Annotated in this window: 17 protein-coding genes and 1 pseudogene; 3 read left to right on the top strand and 15 right to left on the bottom strand. The window is 54.9% G+C overall.

Annotation, left to right across the window (positions count from 1 at the left end):
- Nucleotides 1-365 precede the first annotated feature (365 nt).
- Together rhaA and rhaB are read right to left on the bottom strand one after the other, a co-directional pair.
- Complete coding sequence (rhaA, locus tag ABIE48_RS12800) at nt 366-1,643, bottom strand: L-rhamnose isomerase (protein WP_192714365.1); 1,278 nt, start codon at nt 1,641-1,643, stop codon at nt 366-368.
- Nucleotides 1,644-1,679: 36 nt separating this feature from the next.
- Nucleotides 1,680-3,128, bottom strand: coding sequence for a rhamnulokinase (rhaB, locus tag ABIE48_RS12795; protein WP_192714366.1), 1,449 nt, complete (start codon nt 3,126-3,128; stop codon nt 1,680-1,682).
- A 254-nt stretch (nt 3,129-3,382) separates the two neighbouring features.
- Between rhaB and ABIE48_RS12790 the strand changes: the two genes are divergently transcribed.
- On the top strand, nt 3,383-4,276 hold the full coding sequence (locus tag ABIE48_RS12790) for a helix-turn-helix domain-containing protein (RefSeq protein WP_192714367.1): 894 nt from the start codon (nt 3,383-3,385) through the stop codon (nt 4,274-4,276).
- Between the two features lie 87 nt (nt 4,277-4,363).
- Here ABIE48_RS12790 and ABIE48_RS12785 read toward each other — a convergent pair whose 3' ends face one another.
- The 3 genes from ABIE48_RS12785 to ABIE48_RS12775 form a co-directional block, all read right to left on the bottom strand.
- Complete coding sequence (locus tag ABIE48_RS12785; protein ID WP_192714368.1) at nt 4,364-6,082, bottom strand: histidine kinase N-terminal 7TM domain-containing diguanylate cyclase; 1,719 nt, start codon at nt 6,080-6,082, stop codon at nt 4,364-4,366.
- A gap of 200 nt (nt 6,083-6,282) precedes the next feature.
- A complete protein-coding gene (locus ABIE48_RS12780; RefSeq protein WP_192714369.1) occupies nt 6,283-7,152 on the bottom strand; it encodes a sugar phosphate isomerase/epimerase family protein in 870 nt (289 codons plus the stop codon).
- Entirely contained in the window at nt 7,152-8,144 is a 993-nt protein-coding gene (locus ABIE48_RS12775; protein WP_192714370.1) for a Gfo/Idh/MocA family protein, read from the bottom strand. The genes ABIE48_RS12780 and ABIE48_RS12775 overlap by 1 nt, the downstream gene beginning before the upstream one ends.
- 304 nt (nt 8,145-8,448) lie before the next feature.
- Here ABIE48_RS12775 and ABIE48_RS12770 point away from each other — a divergent pair, with 304 nt between their 5' ends.
- The gene (locus ABIE48_RS12770; protein WP_260869172.1) at nt 8,449-8,649 is read left to right on the top strand and encodes a hypothetical protein; all 201 of its coding nucleotides are present in this window, start codon (nt 8,449-8,451) and stop codon (nt 8,647-8,649) included.
- Nucleotides 8,650-8,716: 67 nt separating this feature from the next.
- Here ABIE48_RS12770 and ABIE48_RS12765 read toward each other — a convergent pair whose 3' ends face one another.
- From ABIE48_RS12765 to ABIE48_RS12725, 9 genes and pseudogenes are all read right to left on the bottom strand, one after another.
- Complete coding sequence (locus tag ABIE48_RS12765; protein ID WP_354519001.1) at nt 8,717-10,021, bottom strand: discoidin domain-containing protein; 1,305 nt, start codon at nt 10,019-10,021, stop codon at nt 8,717-8,719.
- Nucleotides 10,022-10,198: 177 nt separating this feature from the next.
- Complete coding sequence (locus tag ABIE48_RS12760; RefSeq protein ID WP_192714371.1) at nt 10,199-12,151, bottom strand: GTP-binding protein; 1,953 nt, start codon at nt 12,149-12,151, stop codon at nt 10,199-10,201.
- A gap of 262 nt (nt 12,152-12,413) precedes the next feature.
- Complete coding sequence (locus tag ABIE48_RS12755; RefSeq protein ID WP_192714372.1) at nt 12,414-12,971, bottom strand: GNAT family N-acetyltransferase; 558 nt, start codon at nt 12,969-12,971, stop codon at nt 12,414-12,416.
- A 127-nt stretch (nt 12,972-13,098) separates the two neighbouring features.
- Nucleotides 13,099-13,334: pseudogene (locus ABIE48_RS12750) on the bottom strand (DUF4183 domain-containing protein).
- Nucleotides 13,335-13,351: 17 nt separating this feature from the next.
- On the bottom strand, nt 13,352-15,640 hold the full coding sequence (gene metE / locus ABIE48_RS12745; protein WP_192714373.1) for a 5-methyltetrahydropteroyltriglutamate--homocysteine S-methyltransferase: 2,289 nt from the start codon (nt 15,638-15,640) through the stop codon (nt 13,352-13,354).
- A 178-nt stretch (nt 15,641-15,818) separates the two neighbouring features.
- A complete protein-coding gene (locus ABIE48_RS12740) occupies nt 15,819-16,856 on the bottom strand; it encodes an iron-hydroxamate ABC transporter substrate-binding protein (protein ID WP_354518998.1) in 1,038 nt (345 codons plus the stop codon).
- A gap of 92 nt (nt 16,857-16,948) precedes the next feature.
- Nucleotides 16,949-17,881, bottom strand: coding sequence for a DMT family transporter (locus ABIE48_RS12735; protein WP_192714374.1), 933 nt, complete (start codon nt 17,879-17,881; stop codon nt 16,949-16,951).
- A complete protein-coding gene (locus ABIE48_RS12730) occupies nt 17,878-18,738 on the bottom strand; it encodes an AraC family ligand binding domain-containing protein (protein WP_192714375.1) in 861 nt (286 codons plus the stop codon). The genes ABIE48_RS12735 and ABIE48_RS12730 overlap by 4 nt, the downstream gene beginning before the upstream one ends.
- A gap of 217 nt (nt 18,739-18,955) precedes the next feature.
- Nucleotides 18,956-20,563, bottom strand: a complete 1,608-nt coding sequence (locus tag ABIE48_RS12725; protein ID WP_354518995.1) for a gamma-glutamyltransferase family protein — start codon at nt 20,561-20,563, stop codon at nt 18,956-18,958.
- A gap of 274 nt (nt 20,564-20,837) precedes the next feature.
- Between ABIE48_RS12725 and ABIE48_RS12720 the strand changes: the two genes are divergently transcribed.
- Complete coding sequence (locus ABIE48_RS12720; protein ID WP_163873822.1) at nt 20,838-20,981, top strand: hypothetical protein; 144 nt, start codon at nt 20,838-20,840, stop codon at nt 20,979-20,981.
- Here ABIE48_RS12720 and ABIE48_RS12715 read toward each other — a convergent pair.
- Nucleotides 20,962-21,927, bottom strand: coding sequence for a DMT family transporter (locus tag ABIE48_RS12715; protein WP_192714376.1), 966 nt, complete (start codon nt 21,925-21,927; stop codon nt 20,962-20,964). The genes ABIE48_RS12720 and ABIE48_RS12715 overlap by 20 nt on opposite strands.
- Between the last annotated feature and the right edge of the window lie 83 nt (nt 21,928-22,010).

Here is a 22,010-nt window from a genome sequence, read left to right as displayed (position 1 = left end):
AAGCATGAGACTCTATCCAGTCAGTAATCTGAAGCGCTTTCAATATAGTTGGAAGCTCATGCGCACGGTTATCGTAGCACGAGGCTCGACCCCCGTGTCATACACAAATTGATGCATCCCATAGAACAAAATCACGTCTTTTCATTCAGCTGGAAACAGATATAGAACGAATTAGCCAGTACGCGGACTCTCATTAAAACGATCCAGCCGCTTGCATGTACAAGACTTAACGAGATGCATGATGTGAAAATAAATCTGCCCTGCCAGCCGACCGTATGGTTATTGCCAACGTAAAAAAACGACGCCGAATGCGGCGTCGCTTCTGTTAATCCATGCACGTCATTATCAGCTCTGTCTGCCAGAAATTAAGAGTTCTGAACCAGGCTGTATCTAGCGGATAACACTTGCTCCTCATAACGTTTCACTTCATGCAGCCACTGCTCACGCACAGGCATTCCCTGCGAAGCGCAGTAGTAATCCCACACGGCCCCGAAAGGGTAGGATTTGAACTCCTCGGTCAAAGCCAGCCGTGAGGTGAAATCGCCGGCAAGCTCCACCTTCTTCAGCTCATCCACCGGTTCCAGCATGGCCCGGAGGAGCGCTTTGATCGTATTGCGGGTGCCGATGACCCAAGCCGCAATATGATTGATGCTGCCGTCAAAGAAATCCAGACCGATGCTCGTTCTCGGCAGCAAATCACCCCGGACCAGTTCGCGGGCGATTTCGAGCAGCTCGTCATCCATCGTCACGACATGGTCGCTGTCCCAGCGCACGGGACGGCTGACATGCAGCAGCAAATGTTCACTGAACATCAGGATAGACGTCAGCTTGTTGCTGATCACTTCAGTCGGATGGAAATGCCCGGCATCGAGGCAGACCGATTTTCCCCGCGACAGCGCGTAACCCATATAAAACTCGTGCGAACCCACAACGTAGCTTTCGGAGCCCAAACCGAACAATTTGCTCTCCACCGCGTCGATGTTATACGACGGATCGATCTCTTCGCTGAAAATCTCGTCAAGCGAATCGCGCAGCCGCTGGCGCGGCGACAGGCGGTCGACCGGCGTATCCTTGTACCCGTCTGGTACCCAGCTGTTGGTCACGCAGGGCTGACCCAGCTCGCGGCCGAAATGCTCGGCAATCCTGCGGGATGCCTTGCCGTGGCGGATCCAGAACTGGCGGATTTCCTCATCTGCATGGCTGAGCGTAAAACCGTCGGACGCTTTCGGATGGGAGAAATACGTAGGATTGAAATCCAGACCGATTCCTTGATCTTTGGCCCAATCGACCCAACGCTGAAAATGGCGGGGCTCGAGTTCGTCAAGGTCAACCTTCTCTTCGGTGTCCGCATATATCGCATGGAGATTTACTTTATGCTTGCCGGGGATCAAGGACAAGGCTTTCTCCAGATCGTCTCTCAGCTGATCCGGCGTGGCCGCGCGTCCCGGATAACTGCCGGTTACCGCAATTCCTCCGCTAAGCTCCGCGTCTCTGAACAGAAAACCTCGCACATCGTCCCCCTGCCAGCAGTGGAGCGAAATTTTAATCTGCGACAGCTTTTCCAGCGCCTGGTCGACGTCGATCCCATGCTGGGAATACAGCGTTTTGGCATCCTCATAGCTCTTCTGAATTTGTTGATCCATATTACTTGCCTCCCGAAAATTGGATTTGGTAAATGATCATTTCTTCATGATCCTATTCCAGCGTTCCTTCACGCCGGCCGCGAGTGGACCCGGTTTATAGCGGGTCACTTCAAAAGATTCGGCGACGGTTCTCCTGGCTTCGTGAATATCCCTGAACACTCCAGTTTGGATCATTTGGACCATCAGGTTGCCGAGCGCCGTGGATTCGACGGGGCCTGCGCAGACCTCCCGGCCGGTGGCGTATGCCGTCAACTGGCAGAGCAGCTCGTTTTTCGCTCCGCCGCCCACAATGTGCAGGACTTCGACGGGTTCTCCGGTCAGCGCTTCCAGCTCATCCAAGTACGTGCCGTAGCTTAAAGCCAAGCTGTCGAAGATGCAGCGTGCCACCTGGGCCACCGACTCCGGAACCTTCTGCCCGGTGTCCCTGCAAAAGCGGCGGATCTCCTCCGCCATATCCGGCGGATTTAGAAACCGGTCGTCATTGCAGTCGATCAGACTGCGGTAAGGCTCGCTCTGCTCCGCCATTTGAACCAGCTCAGCAAAGCTGTACCGGTCCCCGCTCTGCCGGCGGACCTCCTGTATTAACCAGAGGCCCGTAATATTTTTCAAAAAACGGTATGTTCCGTAAGCGCCCCATTCGTTGGTGTAGTTCGCTGCCATCGTTTCCTTCGTGTTCAGGGGCTGATCCCGCTCCACGCCCAGAAGGGACCATGTACCGCTGCTCAAGTAGGCCCAGGAACTCCCCTCACGGGCGGGCACTCCAAGCACCGCGGAAGCGGTATCATGGGTTGCCGCAACGACAAGGCTGCACAACGGCAAATCGTACCGCTGCTGAAGTGCCGGGTCCAGCCCTCCAAGGGGGGTTCCCGGCTCGGTCAGCGCGGCAAACTGTTCCCGCCGCATCCCGAGAATAGACAACAGCTCTGCATCATAATCACGGCTCTGCAAGTTCAGCAGCTGGGTGGTGGACGCGTTGGTCACTTCGCTGATCCGCCTGCCTGACAGACGGTAATACAAATAATCCGGTACGAGCAGAATCTGGTCGGCCCGTGCCCGTTCTTCCCGGTCATGTGCAAACAGCTGGTAGATCGTGTTGAACGTCAGCTGCTGGATGCCTGTCTTCTCATACAGGGCTTCGCGGGATATCAGCTTTTCCAGCTCCGCCGGGGCCGAATCCGTCCGCCGGTCACGGTACGCATAGACTTCCCTAAGCCTCCTGCCTTCCCGGTCGACCAGTGCATAGTCCACCGCCCAGGTATCGATCCCCAAAGTACAGGAATCGACGCCGGCCTTTTTGGCTGCCTGCAGCCCTGCAACGATTTGCTCCAGCAAATGCTCGATATCCCAATACAGGGAGCCGTCCAGCTCACGGAAGCCGTTGTTGAATCGGTGGATTTCCTCCAGCACCAGCTTGGAATCCTTCAGCCTTCCGAGAACAAGGCGCCCGCTTGATGCCCCGATGTCAACGGCGATATGAGCATCCATACCTCCATCCCCTTTCTGAACCAAGTTCGTCCTTCCACATGGAAACGCTTTCGAATCACCTTACCATATCAGGATTAGATTCTGCCGCCAGCCTTTCGGCTGCTTCCATATACCTTGTCGTGCGTCATTTCCCAACGTTCCATGACCAGATCTTGTTCTATCCTCCTATTTATCATAAAATGATTAACACCCCGGGTAATTTAGGTGAAAGCGACATTTTACCCGGTAATTCCGACATAGCGAGGATAATAATCATGCCTAAGCGTACGGTAAGGCTGCTGAGCGGAAGGGAGTATTTCAACAATTGGGATGACTTCTCGATTTTCGTAAACCGCAATGCCGAGTCCTATGAGTTAACCGAACATCACCATGATTTTCTGGAAATGAGTTATGTCAGTGAAGGAACCGGGTATCACCATACAGGTGATGAGGTCATGCCCGTATCTGCGGGGGACCTGTTTGTCATTCCGATCGGCGCTTCGCATGTGTTCCGCCCAGGGTCAACGGCCAAGGACCGTCAGCTGATCGTGTATAACTGCCTGACTTCCATGGAGAACGCCACCAAAATTTTGGAAATGGTGCCTGGAGGCGATGAGCTTGGAAGGCTTCTGGCTTTTAACGAAATCATGCACTACCGCGACCGTGACGGCGAAGCCAAAGGCTGGTTTGAACGGCTCTATCGCGAGTATTCCGTGGAGCGTACCGGAAGGGAAACCGCCTTGTATGCAGGCATGCTGCAGCTGATGATCTGCATCATCCGGATTCACGAAGCCACAGTGGAAGGGGCACCGCCGCCCGCCGTAGGTATGGACCATGTGCTGTCCATGCTTCATGGCCATTATAGCCGTCCGTTTACCGTAGAGGAGCTAGCCGGTGAGCTCGGGATTGGGGAGCGGCAGTTTCAGAGGCTGTTCGTCAAACATACCGGACTCACACCCATCAAGTATCTGCAACGGATCCGGATTCAGGAGGCTTGCCGCCTGCTCCGCTCCAGTCACCGCCGGATTCACGATATCTCTGGCGCCGTAGGATATTCGGACATCGCGTTTTTCAACGGGCTCTTCAAGAAGATTACCGGTATGACGCCAAGGGAATACCGGCAGTCACACGCGTCCATAACGAGGACGGCCGCCGGAACGGAAGATTAGTAAGACATTGTAAATATTCATATACACTATGCATATACACAAATAAAGCCAGTCCCCAAGGGGCTGGCTTCCTTCATTCAATATTGTTCAGGACGTTTCCGCGGCAATCCGCACCGTGTCTCTTCCGGCCCGCTTGGCCTCATACAGCGCCCGGTCGGCCAGCTTCAGCAGCCGCCGCAGCTCGGCATCCAGCCATTCGCCTCCTCCTATAGGGAGCACTCCCGCGGCTGTGGCTTCCATTCCTGGCACGGGGCATCCACCATAGACCTTGACTAGCGACGGGCCGGTATCGCCTACCTCCCCGCTCGCCGCTGCTTCCGTCCTCGCAAGGCCCGCCGCAGGAAAGCCGGCGGCGCCAAAGCTTGCCGTCATCGACAGTGGGCCGCCCGCTGTCTCAAGCGGCTGCAAGGCAAGGCTGGCGCGTATGCGCTCCGCTGCTCCGGCAGCCTCTACCGGGCTGAGCCCCGGAAGGGCGACCACAAATTCCTCGCCCCCGTACCTGCCAAACACGTCCTCGGGGCGCAGCTGTTCACGGCATACCGCGACGATGTGCATCAGGGCGTCATCGCCCGTATCATGCCCGAACTCATCGTTGATCCGTTTGAAATGATCGATGTCGAACAGCAGCAGCGACATCGGCTCCTCCCGTTTCAGGCAGTCGTACAGCATGCCGCTGGCCAGCTTCATAAAATGGGCACGGTTGTAAATCCGCGTCAACCCGTCATAGTAAGCAAGCTGCCGAAGCTCTTCCTGAAGACGCGCTTTCTCGGTGACATCGATCAGCACGATCAGCCGACCGGCCGGCTGCCCTCCCTGATTGCGGATGACAGACGTCCGGATTTGATAGTTGAAGTCCCTCTCTCCAATATGCCAGCTCAATTCCTGGATATCCGCTCCTGAACCGATATCCGTATCCGGATCGTAATGAAGCAGCGGTCCACCGGCGTGTTTTTCCCACAGCCCTTCCAGCGGCTCCCCGATGGACGAGTTACCGAGCTCTGGAATCATGGCGCCGGCGGCAGGGTTGTAATCGACCAGCCGGTTGTCCCTGTCGAGTACCAGCACCCCGTCGCGCATACTGGCAAACAGCTTGTCCCGGGCAATCGGAGCGACGTGAAACAATCCTTTGGACACAAGCGCCCATAAGTAAAGCGCTGAAGTCACCGTCATGATCACCGGTATAGGATCCATCCCTTCAGGGGTTATGCCGCCCAGGTAAAGAAAGTCTCCGGCAAGCGGCAGCACCAGGCCGATCAGCATCGTGCCGAGCTGAAAGCGGTAAGAAGGCATTCTCCGCCAATGCCTCAGCAGAAGCACGACACCGCCGATCATGCAGCCGAACGTGTAGGCGCCTTGAATAATATACCAGGGACCTCCCACCACGTCCGCCTTAAGGCTTGACCCGCCTGCCCGCAGGACAATGTCGCGGTAATAGAGGTGATGCCAATCGTTCGTCATGACCAGCAGCAGTGTGACCGTGGGAATGATGAACATGGCTATCTTGAGACGCCTTCCCAAATAACGCTCCATACCGAGATAGGACATGATGATGAGCAGATTCAGCGGCGGCAGGAACGGCATGCCCAAGTATTCGAACTTGATCCAGAACTTGATTTCTTCAAGCGAGCCGCTGGCAAGTTCAAGCGCGGACCCGAACGTATAAATGGCTGCCAAAAGGCTGAACGCGAAAAAGGTTCTTACCATGGTGAGCTTGGACCTTCCCGACAAGGCATATAATCCCATCAGAAGATTTAACACACCGGCGGAAACGATCAAAGTCAGGACAGCGGAGTAAGGTGTTCCCATAAGGTTGCAGGCTCCAAATCATGTGTGGTTAGCCGGAGCCGTCGCGGTCCGGTCATTCTTATCCCGATGTTACCACAGGAAATAAGGGCAAGGATACAGAAAAATAATCATCCCGCCATCCAAGATGGCGGGATGATGACGGGATTGAATCCCCTGGATGCCTTTCATTCAAGACAGCCCGATATAAATGCCGGTCCAAATCATTTAAAATACAAAGCCAAATGTTCAGCAGCCTTCACGATCCCCTGCCGCTCCGCCTCGATCGATCCCCAGAACCGATGATCTTCGAGCTCGATACTCACTGCTCCCTGATACCCAAGCCGGTCAAGCCTTACGGCAACCTTGCTCCATTCCACTTCGCCGTGTCCAGGGATCGTATAGCGCCATGAGCCTTCAGAGAACCCATATTTCTCCCCAAAGGTTGCGGGGATAACGCCGCACTCGTACAGCTCATCGTGCAAAATTTCCGTATCCTTGCCGTGGCAGTGAACGACACGGTCCCCGAATTCGCTTAAAGCGCGGAGATAATCAATGCCCAGCCGGACCAGGTGGGAAGGATCATAGTTGAGCCCGAAATGCCGCGAAGGGATCGCTTCGAACATCGCTCTCCACATTTCCGGCGTACATCCCAGCGTCGGATAATACGGCGCCGGGCCGGGCCAGCCCTCGATCGCCATATAAACACCCTTCTCCTCGGCATGGCGGACCAGTTCCGGAAACGTATCCTTCCAGATAGCGAAGCCCTCCCTGCGTGGCAGTGTATGGTCTTCCGGGACGAGACACATAAACATGACGCTGCCGCCGAGTTCCGATATTCCGTCCATTTGCTGCTTTACTGAGGTCACAGCCGCCTCTCTTACAGAGTCGTCGCGGCTGAGAAGCTTTGCCGTCTGCTGGGCATCGACCGATCCGATCCCGACGCCGGCTTCCTCGCAAGCCTGCTTTACTTCCGGAGTCAGCTGCGGGACATCCAGAATGTCCAGTCCGGCTTCCGCCGCCCACAGAGCTGTTTGCCGGATACCTTCCGCACCGATTTTGGGGGGTATCCGCATTCCGATAAGATTGCTCATTAGACGTTTTCCTCCTCTGTTATCGATGTGGCCTGCGGAGCATAGCCTGCCGCCTGGTAGATCATCTCGGACAGCTTGACAACCTTCAGGGCAAATTCTCCAGGCACCAATACTTCATGCCGCCCCAAAATCGCGTCGATGAAGCTTTTGTCCTGATTCGTCGTCTGCTCCGGCAGATCAGGGACGATCGGTTCCTGCTTCAGCCGCCGCAGCGTGATTTTTCCGTTGTCATAGAAGATACCGCCATCCTCGCCGCAGAACACAAAAGTTTCATGCCAGCAAGGTGCATAGCCGACCAGATTCAATCCAGCCACAGCGCCTTCCGCAAACCGGATCGAGGTAAAGGTATCGATCTCGACCGGCGCACCATGCATATGCAGCTGCGGTTTGACGTCTACCGGCGTCAGCCCGGTGGTCCAGAGCAGCACGTCGATAATGTGGCTGCCGGAATCCATCAGGAAGCCGCCCCCGGAGAGCGCCGGGTCTTGCCTCCAGGAACCGGGCGTCCCCTGTCTCCATTCCTGATACAGCGAAGCGGTAACCGAGGTAACCTTGCCGATGACGCCGCTCGCAATGGCATCCCTTATGTACAGGAACTCGGGTTGAAAGTGGCGCTGATACGATACCTGCAAAATTTTCCCCGCCTGCTCGGCGGTATGAATCAGCAGCTCGGCCTCGGCCGAAGAGCAGGTCATCGGCTTCTCGATCAGAACATGCAGACCGCTGCTGAGCACATCATGCGCCTGCTGAAAATGCTGGGTGTGCGGTGAACAGATCACCACCGCGTCCAGCTCTGCCTGTGCCAGCATGTCCTCGTAATTCGAATACTGGCGGGCTTCACGAAGCTCGAATTTTTCCACAAAAGCATTCCGATTCTTGTCACTGGTGTCCGTCAAAGCTGTAATTTGAACCTCCGGTAGTTCCAGCAGTTGTCTGGCATGCCAAGCGGCGATGCCTCCCGTGCCGATGATGCCTACGCGAACTTTGCTCATGTACACAGCCTCCTCAATAAAATACGGTACAGTAAGGATACTTCCATACGGCTTGCCGGCTTCATCTCAGCAGTATTTTATGTCATCCCCATTATAGAAATGAAAGCGCATCCGAACAATGCAATATAACGACAACTTGACGGCCGTCCTGTCACGATTTCACAGAAAGGCGGCACTTTTGAAACTGAAGCTATTACTTCTGTCAGCTGCTTATTTTCTAAACGATCGATGATAAGCGGATATAATAGCTCCGATATGGAAAAAGCTGATATATACTCATTACAAGGACAAAGGAAGCTGGCCCATGGATATGCATGAGATTAACAGCTGGCTCAGGCAGCTCGCCCACAATTACTTTTTGATCGTCATCGCCGCGGTCGTCTTTTTTCTGTTCAAAGCGGTGCTCGGTTATTTCACCTACCGCCATTACGATAAGAAGCTCGAAGCATTAAATCGTAAGCTGGACAGGTTAACGGATGAGCTCGGCAAAATCAAACGCGATTGACGGCAAAGCACCGCCAGCCTCAAAACGAGAGCTGACGGTGTTAAACGGCTCACGCGAGGTTAGCGGTTTATGGATACAGGCCAATTTCGGCGATCTGCAGCTCCGCGCCTCCATTGTTCGCCGTCACGTTGAGCCGGTAATACGAATAAGCGGTCGTGTTGCTAAAGGTATACGTTTTCGTCAGGAAGCGACTTGCAAAGGTTTGGCCTGTACGGGTATCCAGCGTCGTCCAGCTCGTGCCGTTATTCGATCCCTGAAGTGACCAATTCTTCGGATCCCTTGCAGGAAAATCATTAGCTGACGTTACCGAGTAGGAAGTGGCGATATGGGATGCCCCGCCGCCGAATTGATACTGAATCCAGCCCGCATTCGTGAAAATCAGCCATTTGGTTGAGCTGCTCCCATCAAAAGCCTTCTCCTTCTCTTCGCCGGATGGGCTTCCCGGCGCACTGACGGATACCGTGCCGCCCGTCGTCAGCGATCCGGTAGCGGGTGCGCCCAGCGCACTGTTGATCGCCGCCGCGTAGTCCGCCGCCGAACCCCCGCCTGGATTGTTCAAAATGGCGTCATAATACCAGATAAAACCTCCCTGGATGCCCGCCGACGACTTCCACGCGCTCATCCGGCTGTTGACTTGAGCCGGGGTGTTGCCGCCGCTGGACGTTTTGCTGTCCAATCCCGGCATCACCGTCATCCCGAGCTGGCTGCTCCAGGCTGCCGGATCATTCCCCGCTCCTCCGTCGTATACCTGCAAATACACACGGTCCACGCTGGATCCCAGTTGGGATTTGACGCTCTGCCAATAGCTGACGTTGGTATAAGGACACAGCGTGATTTTTAAGCCCATCCCGGACAACATCTTGCCAAAGGCGACCGCCGAATTAACGTCGTATAAGTCCTCGTTGTCAAAGCTCACCGCATCGACCCCAAGCGCCGACTTGAGCGCAGCAAAGTTTTTGTACAAAATGCTTCCGGATCCCGTCCCTTGAGAGGTCACGAGATTTTTGATGTTCTGGAAATCGCTCACGCCCCATGAACCGACGCTGATCTCAAGGCGCTTCACCGAGGTGGGCGCCTGCTTGAGCGAAGCCAGCTCGGCAGGCCATGATGCTTTGCCAACATAGGTGCCGTTAGATACCACCAGCTGATCGTTATACACCAGATCCCCGTTGCTGTTGACATGGATGGTCCACAGCATGACCGTCGTGAAACCGGAAGCTTTCAGCGTGTTCATCGTGTCGGTTCCCCCTGCATAGAACGGACCGCCGCCGTAAATCACGGATTCGGGTACCGTCTCTGCCGATGCGCTCCAAGGCAGCAGTCCAAGGAGCAGAAGGCAGCTCATGAGCGCTTTGAATGCTTTTCCTTTCAAACCAGTTCACCTCTCTACACAAAATGGATGGTTTCTGCTAATATACAGCAGATGAAACGTGGTGCCATCTAACGATATGTGTCATATTCGGCGTTCAGAATCAGATCTTGCATGACGGCTTGCGGGCATGCCAACAATCCGACGTTCGCCTGGAACCTCGGATTGTGGATGTACCGTTTATTTTATTTTGTTGATATGCAGCATGTATTCACCGCGCTGGAGCGGATTCAGCTGCCTCCGTTGATTGACGGGGATCGGCGAGGCAGCGGCGATGTATCCGCCCGGCTTTACCGACATCACGCCTTCTCCCCCTGTGAGCCCATGCAGCTCGGTTTTTAAGATGTCGGCATTTCGCACCGGAATCGTTCCCGTGACATATACGCTGCCGTGATCAAACTTCGGTTCCTCAAACGTCCCGTCCAGCGCCGTGATCCGAAACAGCACTTTGCTGATGCTCGATTCGGGAAGGCTGATCTGCAGCTCGCTGACCGGTTCGTACACCTGGGTCCCCGCTCTTTCCAGCGCTTTCATCAGAACAAGCGGTGTCAGCAGGCGGAAATCCTTTGCCGTGGATACGGGACTGCTGTAACCGCTGTGGGTCAGGGTAACCGTGATATCGGTAACGCCCCACCCGTACAGCCCTTCCTGGAGGACCTCCGTTACGGTTTCCCGGATCGCCTTTTGAAACGACAGCGGAAGCGATCCCAGTTCAACCTCCAGGCGGTATACCAGACCGGAATCTACAGGCCCCGGCTCAACGCGAAAGCCGACCGTCGCCCAGAACGGGTTGTCCGGCTCGCCGATGTTTTCCGCAGCCTCCCCGGAAGATACCGGCTTTTCGATGCAGATCACTTGCGGTGCCGAGAAAGCAGCCTCAATCGCATACCTCTCCCGCAGCGTTTCGAGCAGCACTTCCTGCTGCACCTTACCGAACACATGGATGATATTTTCGTGGGTATGAGAGTCGTATACATACTGCAAAAACGGGTCTTCCACGGTTAGTTCGCTCAGCGCCTGATGAAGCGGGTGACCGTCTTCCGGCCGGACCGCGGATACCTTCACTTGAATCGGAGGCTTCTGAAAACGGAATACCTTCATGCTCTCTGACACGCAGCCGATCACGTCCCCTACCTTCACCTGCTCGCTGCCAAAAATCGCGATATCCCCGGCATCGACGTGCTGAACAGGTTTCCTTGCGCCATCCTTAAGCCCGTACAGCTGCTTGATTTTAATCCGTTCCGGCAGGCCATCCTGCGCGATGACCGTCACGTCGGTCCGGGTCTGCAGCTGTCCGCCAAACAATCGGACAAAAACGAGCCGTTCCCCGCCCTCCTGGACAACCACTTTGAAGACCAATCCTGACAGCGGCAGAGCGGACAGCGCCTGCGATGCTTGAACAGGAAAATAACAGGCCAGCCCGGAGAGCAGCTCCCGAACCCCCAAACCTCTCGCCGCCGATCCGGCAAACAGCGGAAACGCAAGTCCCTGCCGGCATTGTCTGCCCAGCTCCTGCCTCAGCCGTTCTCCAGTTATAACCTCATTATTTGCAAAATCCTCCATCAGCGCTTCGCTGCCCAAAGCCAGCACTTCGATCCAGCCGGATTCTCCGGGATCCGCCGGAACCACTTGAACAGACTCGGTTGCCTCTTTCTGGGCAACTGACACCTCACATATGCGTTCATCCAGCAGCTTGCGGATTAAATCCCGCACCCGAATGAAATCCGCTCCCAGCCGATCGATTTTATTAATAAAGAAAATAACCGGGATTCCGTGCTCCTTAAGTGTCTGCATCAGCACCCGCGTCTGTGCCTGAACTCCCTCAACCGCGGATACGACCAGAATCACGCCGTCCAGAACGCCAAGGGAATGTTCGACTTCGGAGATGAAGTCCGCATGCCCCGGTGTATCGATTACATTCACCTTCAGATCGCCCAGCATAAACGACACGGCTGCCGCTTTGATGGTGATCCCCCTTCTCCGTTCCATGTCCAAAGAGTCGGTGATCGTACTGCCTTGGTCGACCGATCCCGCCTCCTCGATTACCCCTGCCTGATACAGAATTTGCTCCGTCAAAGTCGTTTTGCCGGCGTCAACATGGGCCAAAACTCCAATATTTATCATATCGTTCATATCGCTCTAACCTCACAGGTTTCATTAGATTGGATCCTTTCGGTTTCGTGTCGATATAGCGTTGCCGCATGCGTACCGCCTCCTGTATAATTTGTAAACTTATTGTATCCCTGTTCCGGACATCCGGAACGGGTATAAAATGCTTATAGCTAAAAAATATCCGGCCACGCATTTTAAATAGCGCCAAAAAAAGACCGCTCCCATCAGGCCGGTAACCGGCTTGATGGAGCGATCCCAACAAACTTGCAGCAATTCAGCGATATTATATTTTGAACGAGATGGATATATCCTCGACTTTTCGGGACCAGATCATATGATGCTGCCCCTCTCCCCAATGGTTGTCCAGTACATAGTCCGCCTCGCCAAATTTCCGGGTCCAGATCCGCTGGGCGTTCCGATACCCGCTGTCCAGGCAGAATTGCGAGATACCTTTTGCCTGCAGCGTGAGCAGTATGGTGCTCCATAGCGTGCTGCCGATACCCTGGCCATGGAGCTCGGGGTGAACCAGCACGGTCCCGACTTCGATCACATCTCTCAGCGCATGACCGGTGGATTCATCGATCAGGGTGCTGGAAGGTCCATACTCAATCGTTCCGGCGATCCTGCCTTCCATCCATGCGATGAGAAAATAACGCTGGCGGCCTTGCGATTCCAAATCCCGTCTGAGGTAATCATACTTTGAGGCGATTTCATGCTCGATATCATCGTGCAGATCGGCTAAGCCTTCCTTCTCAAACGTATCCGTGATCACCAGCCTAAAAAACGTATGTATCGCCCCGACATCCGCTGCCTTTGGTCTTCTGACCTCCAATTTTCCCATATTCCAACCCCCGACTCAGCTTCAATATTCTATTAATATATCATGAAACGGGATACCGGATGGATGCAAAAAACCGCCCGGAAGGAACCGGACGATTCATTGCACTGCGCTTGTGCCGCGATAACCGTTAGGAGACGACGAACTGAACGACGAGAGGAGTTCCTCCGTCCAGTGCATCGCCTCCTGGAATGGTGATGGCGGTCGTCGTGACCGAGGACGTGTCCGCCGTCTGGAGCATTCCGTTGATAAAAAGATTGTAATATTTATACGCTCCAGGAAAAGCTGTGGCCGCCGTGCCTGCATCGTTCGTAATGCCGTGGCGGCCACGATGAACGCAGCCCCTGTTCCGGTCCCCGAACCGATCGTGGAGTTCTATCAATTTACACCTGCAAAGCGTACTTCTCGCGGGCAAGGCGCGTAGCTTCAACCATGTTCCGGAGCGAGGCTACGGTCTCTCCGATTCCCCGGGTTTTGAGTCCGCAGTCCGGGTTGATCCAGAAGAGCTTCGGATCCAGCACCCGCAAAGCACGGTCGATCATCCGGGTCATCTCCTCTACGTTAGGAACGCGGGGACTATGAATGTCGTAGACGCCGAGGCCGATACCCAGCGGGTAAGTATTCTCTTCGAAGCTCTGAATAAGCTCCCCGTGGCTCCGCGAGGTTTCAATGGAGATGACGTCCGCGTCCATGGCAATGATCGAATCGATCATGTCATGGAATTCGCAATAGCACATATGGGTATGGATTTGCGTCGAATTCTGCACCGTGCACGTGGTCAGTCGGAACGCCTTCACCGCCCATTCGAGATAGCCTTTCTGGTCCTGTTCCTTCAGCGGGAGCCCTTCACGAACGGCCGGCTCATCCACCTGGATCATGCCAATCCCCGCACTCTCCAGCGCCTCTACCTCTTGACGCAATGCATAAGCCAATTGGTAGGCGATTTGCTCGCGGCTGATGTCATCGCGGACGAATGACCAGTTCATTATGGTGATCGGCCCGGTGAGCATGCCCTTGACCGGCAGTTTCGTCTTGGATTGGGCATACGCGGTCTCCTTGACCGTCATCGGATTCTCCCAAGCGACGTCGCCGAAAATAATCGGCGGTTTGACGCAGCGGGAACCGTAGGATTGAACCCAGCCGTTCTGCGTAAAGGCAAATCCTGCCAGCTTTTCCCCGAAAAATTCGACCATGTCCGTCCGTTCAAATTCGCCGTGAACAAGCACATCAAGTCCGATTTCCTCCTGCAGCTGAATCCAGAGGTCGATTTGTTCCCGGATAAAATTCGTGTACTGCTCGGCGTTCCATTCGCCTTTGCGCCACAGCTGGCGTGCCTTGCGCACCTCCGCTGACTGCGGGAAGCTGCCGATAGTCGTCGTTGGCAGAACAGGCAGCTGCCACCGTTCCTGCTGGACGTCGAGGCGCTTCGCAAAGGCAGCCTCACGCAGCGCAGGCTCCGTGCTGACAGCGGCCACCGCCTGCTGGATATCGGTGCGGTTACGTTCGCCGGAACGCTTGAGCGCGGTTACCGCCGCTTCACTCTTTTCCAGCTCAGCAGAGATCACCGATGCTCCGGATTGAACGGCCTTGCTCAGCAGCACGATTTCTTCCAGCTTCTCATCGGCAAAAGCCAGCGCACCCAGAAGTTCGGGCTGAAGCTTCGTTTCTGCCTGAACCGTGACCGGTACGTGCAGCAGGCTGCAGGAGGACTGGATCACCAGCCGTTCAGATGGCACGGTCTCCGCGATCTCGTTCAGCAGATCGAGCTTTTCACGCAGGGATGCTTTCCAAATGCCGCGTCCATCGATGACACCCGCTCCAAGCACTTTATCCTGCGGGAAACCGAAGTCACGGATGGATTGCCTGTTCCCTTCCCCTCCGTGGACCAGATCCAGCCCGATTCCGTCGACCGGCAGCTGTGTAACCTCTTGATAGCGTTCCACTGCTTCAAAATAGGTCTGCAGCATGATTTTGACGCCTGGCGCTGCAGCTTTGAGCGTTTGGTAAATCTTCTGCAGCCGGTTGACGTCTGCATCGCTAAGCTTCGTTACGAGGATCGGCTCATCCACCTGCACCCAGTTGACGCCTTCCTGCTCCAGCTCCTTCAGGACCTGCGCATACAGCGGCAGCAGCCGATCAAGCCAGGCGTCCGTTTCCGATGCGGCATACCCTTTGGACAGCTTCAGGAAAGTGAGCGGTCCGACGATGACCGGTTTTCCTTCGATGCCAAGCTTGTCCTTGGCTTCACGGTAAGCCGCAAGCGGTTTGTTCTCGGTAAGGACCGGCGTGATGCCGCCCAGTTCCGGCACGATGTAATGGTAGTTCGTATTGAACCATTTGGTCATTTCGCAGGCGGTGGCGTCTTTGTTTCCTCTCGCCATCGCGAAGTAGACGGATGCGGGAACGGGCCCGCCTTTGTATTCAAAACGATCCGGAATAATCCCGAACATGGCCGCCGTGTCCAACACATGATCATAATAGCTGAAATCGTTGACCGGGATTAGATCGATTCCTTTGTCCCGCTGTTTGCTCAGATGATTCAAACGAATGTCCTGCAGCTGCGCGTGCAGCTCCGTTTCTTCGATTTTACCGGACCAAAACGCCTCCAGCGCCTTCTTCCATTCCCGGTTTGCGCCGATGCGCGGATATCCCAAACTGCTGCTGTATGCCATCTTCGTTACCCCTTTGCAAATTGTTACCAAAAAGATAACACGTGACGTCTTCTGCCGTATAACTGGAAATAACTATATCTAGTTATAGCCGTAAGCTATAACGACCGGTCTTGCTCTAACAAAAATAAGCTCCACAGGCGGCTTGTTTACCCGCAGCTGCAGAGCTCTTTTCAATCCTTTATTTAACGGACAGCAGACTGTCCGATATGAACTTCAGCTGAGCTTCTAATGATACCGGGTCGTTGTACGTGTCCGCCTTCGGGTTCAGCTGAAATACATGACCCTCTTTAACCGCGGGCAGGCTTTTCCATACCGGGTTGTCATAGACGATATTCGGGTCGCTTGTGTCTCCTGACCATGGACAAGTGAAAATGATATCTCCGGCAAATTCCGGGAGCTTCTCCATAGAGATGGTAGCCCAGCCGGTCCCGCTGTCAATTGCTTCCTTCTGTGCTTCCGGCGGCGCCTTCAAGCCGAATTCGTCATATATGATTTCTCCGCCGCGGCCGAAGTTATGTCCAAACACGTACAGCCCTTTGGCATAAGGGTTCAGGATGGATACCGTTTTGCTGCCTACCGCTTCCTGAATCTTGGGCTTCAGTTCATTGATCTTGTTTTCCCACTGCTCGACCCAAGCCTTCGCTTCTGCTTCTTTACCGGTCAGTTTTCCGAAGTCGATCATCTGATCCTTGTAATTCTTTTTACCGTATTCAATGGCGACGACCGGGGCAATCTGCTCCAACTGATCAATTCCGTCCGTCCCGGTATAGGTGATGATCAGATCCGGTTTCAGTGACAGAATTTTCTCGGGCGATGGCTCGCTGCCGACGCTTTCGACGCCGTCCAGCATGCCCTCGAAATACGGATTCTCCATGGCGCCTTCCAACACGCCGACCGGCTTGACGCCTAGCGCCAGGAAGTACCCTGTATAGAAATTCGTCAAATCGACGATCCGCTGCGGATGCTCGGGTACCTGGACATCGCCGTTGCCCGCATGGAACGTAACCGTTTTACCCGTTCCGGAGGACTCATTCCCTCCAGCTTGGGATGAAGACGTGTCGGACGATGATCCTGCCGATGCCGAGCCAGCTGCCTCTCCTCCGCTTCCCGATGTCCCTGACCCTGTATTGGATCCGTTCCCGCCGCAGGCAGCCAGCAGCAGGGTTATTCCCAACACACAGACCATCAGTGTGTATGGTCTTATAAATTTAAACAAATGAATCCACCCCTATGTATTTGATATTGAGAATCATTATCAATATAGCATGACACTTCGGAGGTGGCAATTCATTTTTTAAGTAATCTGTTTTACTGTGACAAGTTCGATGCTTCTTTGTCCAATTTGCCTTTCGTTTGTATCCCCCTTCGTTCGGAAAGAACCAGTCCGGCGACGGTTAACAGCGCGCCCCAGACCGCAGCTGCTGTGATCTCCTCGTGGAGGATTAAGGCCGCCGCTGCCACGGTGATGACCGGCACGAGATAAATATATACACTGGTCTGCACGGGCCCAAGTACACCAACGCTCCAGTTCCAGGTGACAAAGCATACCGCCGATGCACCCAACCCAAGAAACAGCAGATTGGCTATATTGGCGCCATCGGACAAACGCTCGAGGTTACCGGGCAGACCCTCAGTAAGCAAGACCGGAAGCATAAACAGAAGCCCATAGAAGAAGATCCGCCGCGTACAAGCAATGGTATGATACCCCAGCCGGCTTATTTTACGCGTGAGGATCGAATAGATTCCCCAAAACACGCATGCCAGTGCTGCCAGGGAGTCACCGATCGGATTCAGCTTCAGCACAGTGCTTCCTTGCAGCGTGAGCAGGACCACTCCGCTCATGGCCACCGCGAAGCCCACGAAAAACAGCCCATCCAGTCTCCCTTCTTTTAAGATAAGCCTGGACGTTACCGCGGTGACAAAAGGGGCAACCGAAACGATGATGCCGACGTTGGAGGCTAGCGTATAAGTTAACGCCACATTTTCCAGCAAAAAATACAAGGTTACCCCGCATAGGCCCGCCCCCGCAAACAGCAGCTCTTCCCGGATCCGCCGGAATGGAATCATTCGGGGATGAACGGCAAGCAGTGCCACATATCCGATTGCGAAACGGAGCAGCAAAATGCCGAAGGGCTTAAAATCAGTCAGGAGGATTTTGGTCGATATAAACGTCGTCCCCCAAATCAGAATCGTCAATAAAGCGGTCATATGGCCAGCGTTCCGGCTTTCAGACAGCTTCATACGCCTTTGGCCCCCTTAGTTGGCAGGACAGGCTCCATCTGCCGTTCATTCCCGAAAATTCGCATATACTGGCGCGGCGTTAGCCCGATAAATCGCTTGAAAAAGTTGCTGAAATGGCTTTGATCGCTGAACCCGGTCAGCAGTGCCGTATCAGCCGGAGGCATTCCCTGTTCCAGCAGTTTCTTGGCGTGACCAATCCGCACCGTCTCCAGGTAGCTGTATGGCGATATGCCCCGTTCCCGGGTAAACGAGCGTAAAAAGTGGTACTTGCTGAGCCCTGCCAAAGCGCTTAAGTCATCCAGTGAAATGGCTCCTGCGAAGTTCGTCTCCATGTAATCACACACGTCCTGAAAGCCCGCTCCCCCCTCATAAGCCTCGCAGGCCGAGACATCCGTATATTCATGAATCAGCTGTCCCATCAGCAAAAAGAACTGTTCTTCCTTGATAAAATCAGACTCTCCCTCACAGATCATGGCATGAAGTTCCCTCAGCGAAGGGGCAAGCTCGCTCTGGTACAGAACGGTTTGCGCAAACGCCGGCAAATAGCTTCGGCCCGTAATTTCCTGCGCGATTTCCATCATCCGCTTAGATTGGATATTTATGCAGCGGTAATCCAAGGCACGGCCGTCCACTTGCTCGCAGGCATGAACATCACGCGGATTGAAAATGATGATATCGCCAGGATTGATAATATATTCCCGCTGCCGGCATTCCAAATAGCGCTGCCCGCCTTCTATAAATCCGATCACGTAATAGTCGTGAAAATGAGGGGGAAATTTCTGTTTGACACCCACAAATCGGTATGCCTCGACCTGCAGGCTGGCGTCATAATAAACGGTTCGAATTTCGTCCGGCATGCCGTCACCTCCTTCTTGGTTTCTCTATAAAGGTAACCGATTGTTCACAAGCAAGGATTGCATAATATTGCTCTAGGTACGAATCAATGCATGAACGCCATGGCGAAGTAATATGTAATACGACCAAAACGAAAAAGCCCGCCAACATCCAGATTGGCGAGCTTCGTATCCCTTTCTATATGGTCCGAGATCGGCCGAACTAAATGCTGAAATGCTATTACCAGACGGCAACGCCCCCGTCGGTCCGGGGGTCGGTTCCTCCGCACAGCACTCCGGTATCCGGATCTCTCCAGATGACCTGCCCCCGCCCAAAAGAGCCGAAGTCGTGTGCAACCTGAACGTCATGTCCCATACGCTGGAGACGTCTGACCATATGCATCGGAAAGTGAGGCTCGACCGTCACCGTCTTGCCCTTTACCCACTGCCATCTAGGGGCATCGAGAGCTGCCTGTGGATGAAGGCCGTAATCAATCAGGTTCATCGCCACCTGAACATGTCCCTGCGGCTGCATATACCCGCCCATCACGCCAAAAGGCCCCACCGGCTGTTCTCCTTTGGTGATAAAACCCGGGATGATCGTGTGGTACGTCCGTTTTCCCGACACCAGGCGGTTGGCATGATCCTCCTCCAGCGAAAATTCCAGCCCGCGGTTTTGCAGGGCGATCCCCGTACCGGGAACGACGATCCCTGATCCGAAGCCGGTATAGTTGCTCTGAATAAAAGAAACCATGTTGCCTTCTCCATCCGCCGCCGCCAAGTACACCGTTCCGCTTGCGCGCGGCTCGCCTGCCGCCGGAACCATCGCTTCACCGCCGATCAGCCCTCTTCGCAGCTCCCCGTATTCTTCCGTCAATAATTCATGCGGATCGACGGACATATGCGCAGCATCCGTTATGTAACGGGCACCGTCTGCAAACGCCAGCTTCATCGCCTCGATCTGACGGTGATATGATTCGGCCGATTCCTGGGATGCCGCCGGAAATCCCTTTAAAATATTGAGCGCAATCAAGGCGATCAAGCCTTGCCCGTTCGGAGGGATCTCCCAAATGTCATAGCCGCGGTACGGTACCGACATCGGCTTCACCCACTCCGGCTTGAAGGCAGCCAGATCTTCTTCGCTCAAAAAGCCGCCGGATTGCGATATAAATCCGGCGATCCGCTCGGCCAGCTCCCCGCGGTAGAACGCTTCCGCTTCCGTCGAGCCGATCAGGCGGAGCGTCCGCGCATGGTCGGGCGAGCGCCACATCTCGCCGGCCGCCGGCGGCCTGCCCCCCGGTGCAAACACGCTCAGCCATGGCGCAAATTCCTCGCCTTCGAGCGTGCTGTAGCGCCGGAAGGCGGCGTGCCAGTTGGCTGCGGCCGTTGGCGATACCGGGTAGCCATCCTCCGCGTAGCGGATGGCCGGCTCCAGCGACTCGGCCAGCGGCAGCCGGCCGAAGGTGTGCGATAGCTCCGCCCAGGCCGCCGGCGTGCCCGGCACGGTCACCGGAATCGCGCCGTAGCGCGGCATCTCGTGATGCCCCAGCGCTTTCACCGCCTCGATCGAGATCGAGGCCGGCGCCGGACCGCTGCTGTTCAGCCCGTGCAGCTGGCCTTTCATCCAAACGAGGGCAAAGGCGTCACCGCCGATTCCATTCGAGCACGGCTCCACTACCGTCAACGCCGCAGCCGTAGCGATCGCCGCATCGACGGCGTTGCCCCCGCGCTTCAGAATGTCCAAGCCTGCCGCTGAGGCGAGCGCCTGCGAAGTGGCCACCATGCCTTTATTCGCGTAAACCGGCAGCCGGTAAGAAGGATACGGATGATACAGAGGATCAAAGGACATGAATGCTTCAGCCTCCTGATTTTCTTCGGTTTTGCCGGTAAACATATCATCCGGGTTTTAAACTGTCAATAATCTTTTCATATGCCACGTGCAGGATTCCGGCGGCGGAGCTGCTGTTCTTTCTCCCTATTTTCAGTCATATACTGAACCAGAAGAATGAACCAGAACCTTGCGGATCTACGGGCCGCAGCGGCTCCGACTCTTATCAGAAGCGATTCTGATCAGGGTCTTTTTTCATCCCTGCACATTCAAAAATTTGAAGGAGTGATCGAAAATGAATATGCTGACCAGATTTCTCCTCTATTTCGGCAAAGGCCTGCTGATCGCGGTCATCGCCGTTCCATTCCTGCTGTTCGTCATTATCGGCAGTTATGAAGACACGACGGCCATTGATGAATTTATGTCCCGCTTTTTTTAGGTAAACCTGCAGTCATCTGGGTCTGCCTTACAAGCTTGGATTCCCAATCCATGCCAATCAGAACCATGCCGGCAATGACAAGCAAGCCCCCTGCCCACTGCGGCCACCCGGCCTGTTCGTGCAGCAGCCACACGGATATTGTCAGGGAAGTGAACGGCATCATGCCCGAAAAGGCGGCCGCGGTCGAAGCTCTGCAGCGCCGGATGCCGGCATACCAGCAAATAAACGCCAGGGCGGTCACCACAGGACCATACCAGACAAGAGCCAGCCACCCTTGCCATCCCATTCCGGAGAGAGCCGCTAAAGGCTGCTCCGCCAAACAGGGGACCAGGCTGATCAGCCATGCCATCGCGGAGACGAGCGTCGTCTGCACGACAGGATGTATAGCTTCGTGTTTCCCGCTGCTTTGGACTGCTGCTGCGCGGGACAGAACGTTGAACAGCGACTCGCAGCCGGCGGCACCCAGAACCAGAATGTTTCCAACCATATGTTCATTGCTGAAACGGCTTTCCGGCATAAACACACCCTGGATCAGCAATATGCCGCAAACCGTGCCGGCGACGCCTAAAAAATGGGCGGCTTTCATCTTTTCGCGCAGGATCAGTACGGCCAACAACACAGTAATCGCGGGGGTGGCGCCGGTTAATATACCGGCCTCCACCGAGCTTGTACGGGTGAGACCGTAAAGCAAAAACATGCGGAACAGCAGGACACCGAACATCGCCTGGCAGAACAGCAGCAGCCACTGCCTGGCAGACAGGGCCCGGATCGTTCTCAGCAGCTGCCCCATACAGAACGGCAGCAAGCAAACCAGCGAGAACAAAAGGCCCATGGAAGTAATCGTAAACGTCCCAAGCTTACCGTTTACAAACGAAGCCGCCACGACAGAGGTGCCGGCAAGCCCAAATGCGCATAGCAGATACACATATCCTTTGATTCGTTCCATTTTCAGCATCATCCCCGGTTCAGTAGTTTCGTTACCAAAAGGCTGTTACAATCATAGTGGAACAAACTGGTACGGAAAAGGAC

The sequence above is a fragment of the Paenibacillus sp. OAE614 genome, assembly GCF_040546645.1.
Classification (GTDB): Bacteria; Bacillota; Bacilli; order Paenibacillales; family Paenibacillaceae; genus Paenibacillus_AQ; species Paenibacillus_AQ favisporus.
Note: the sequence above shows the minus strand (reverse complement) of the source record. Positions and strands in the feature narration are given on the sequence as shown.

Excerpts from the sequence above, each read along its gene's own strand:
- ABIE48_RS12780 (WP_192714369.1), bottom strand. The coding sequence starts at position 7,152 with ATGAGCAATCTTATCGGAATGCGGATACCCCCCAAAATCGGTGCGGAA.
- ABIE48_RS12775 (WP_192714370.1), bottom strand. The coding sequence starts at position 8,144 with ATGAGCAAAGTTCGCGTAGGCATCATCGGCACGGGAGGCATCGCCGCT.
- ABIE48_RS12760 (WP_192714371.1), bottom strand. The coding sequence starts at position 12,151 with ATGAACGATATGATAAATATTGGAGTTTTGGCCCATGTTGACGCCGGC.
- ABIE48_RS12720 (WP_163873822.1), top strand. The coding sequence starts at position 20,838 with ATGAATATGCTGACCAGATTTCTCCTCTATTTCGGCAAAGGCCTGCTG.
- ABIE48_RS12730 (WP_192714375.1), bottom strand. The coding sequence starts at position 18,738 with ATGCCGGACGAAATTCGAACCGTTTATTATGACGCCAGCCTGCAGGTC.
- ABIE48_RS12790 (WP_192714367.1), top strand. The coding sequence starts at position 3,383 with ATGCCTAAGCGTACGGTAAGGCTGCTGAGCGGAAGGGAGTATTTCAAC.
- ABIE48_RS12715 (WP_192714376.1), bottom strand. The coding sequence starts at position 21,927 with ATGGAACGAATCAAAGGATATGTGTATCTGCTATGCGCATTTGGGCTT.
- metE (WP_192714373.1), bottom strand. The coding sequence starts at position 15,640 with ATGGCATACAGCAGCAGTTTGGGATATCCGCGCATCGGCGCAAACCGG.
- ABIE48_RS12785 (WP_192714368.1), bottom strand. The coding sequence starts at position 6,082 with ATGGGAACACCTTACTCCGCTGTCCTGACTTTGATCGTTTCCGCCGGT.
- ABIE48_RS12725 (WP_354518995.1), bottom strand. The coding sequence starts at position 20,563 with ATGTCCTTTGATCCTCTGTATCATCCGTATCCTTCTTACCGGCTGCCG.
- rhaB (WP_192714366.1), bottom strand. The coding sequence starts at position 3,128 with ATGGATGCTCATATCGCCGTTGACATCGGGGCATCAAGCGGGCGCCTT.
- rhaA (WP_192714365.1), bottom strand. The coding sequence starts at position 1,643 with ATGGATCAACAAATTCAGAAGAGCTATGAGGATGCCAAAACGCTGTAT.
- ABIE48_RS12735 (WP_192714374.1), bottom strand. The coding sequence starts at position 17,881 with ATGAAGCTGTCTGAAAGCCGGAACGCTGGCCATATGACCGCTTTATTG.
- ABIE48_RS12770 (WP_260869172.1), top strand. The coding sequence starts at position 8,449 with ATGGATATGCATGAGATTAACAGCTGGCTCAGGCAGCTCGCCCACAAT.
- ABIE48_RS12755 (WP_192714372.1), bottom strand. The coding sequence starts at position 12,971 with ATGGGAAAATTGGAGGTCAGAAGACCAAAGGCAGCGGATGTCGGGGCG.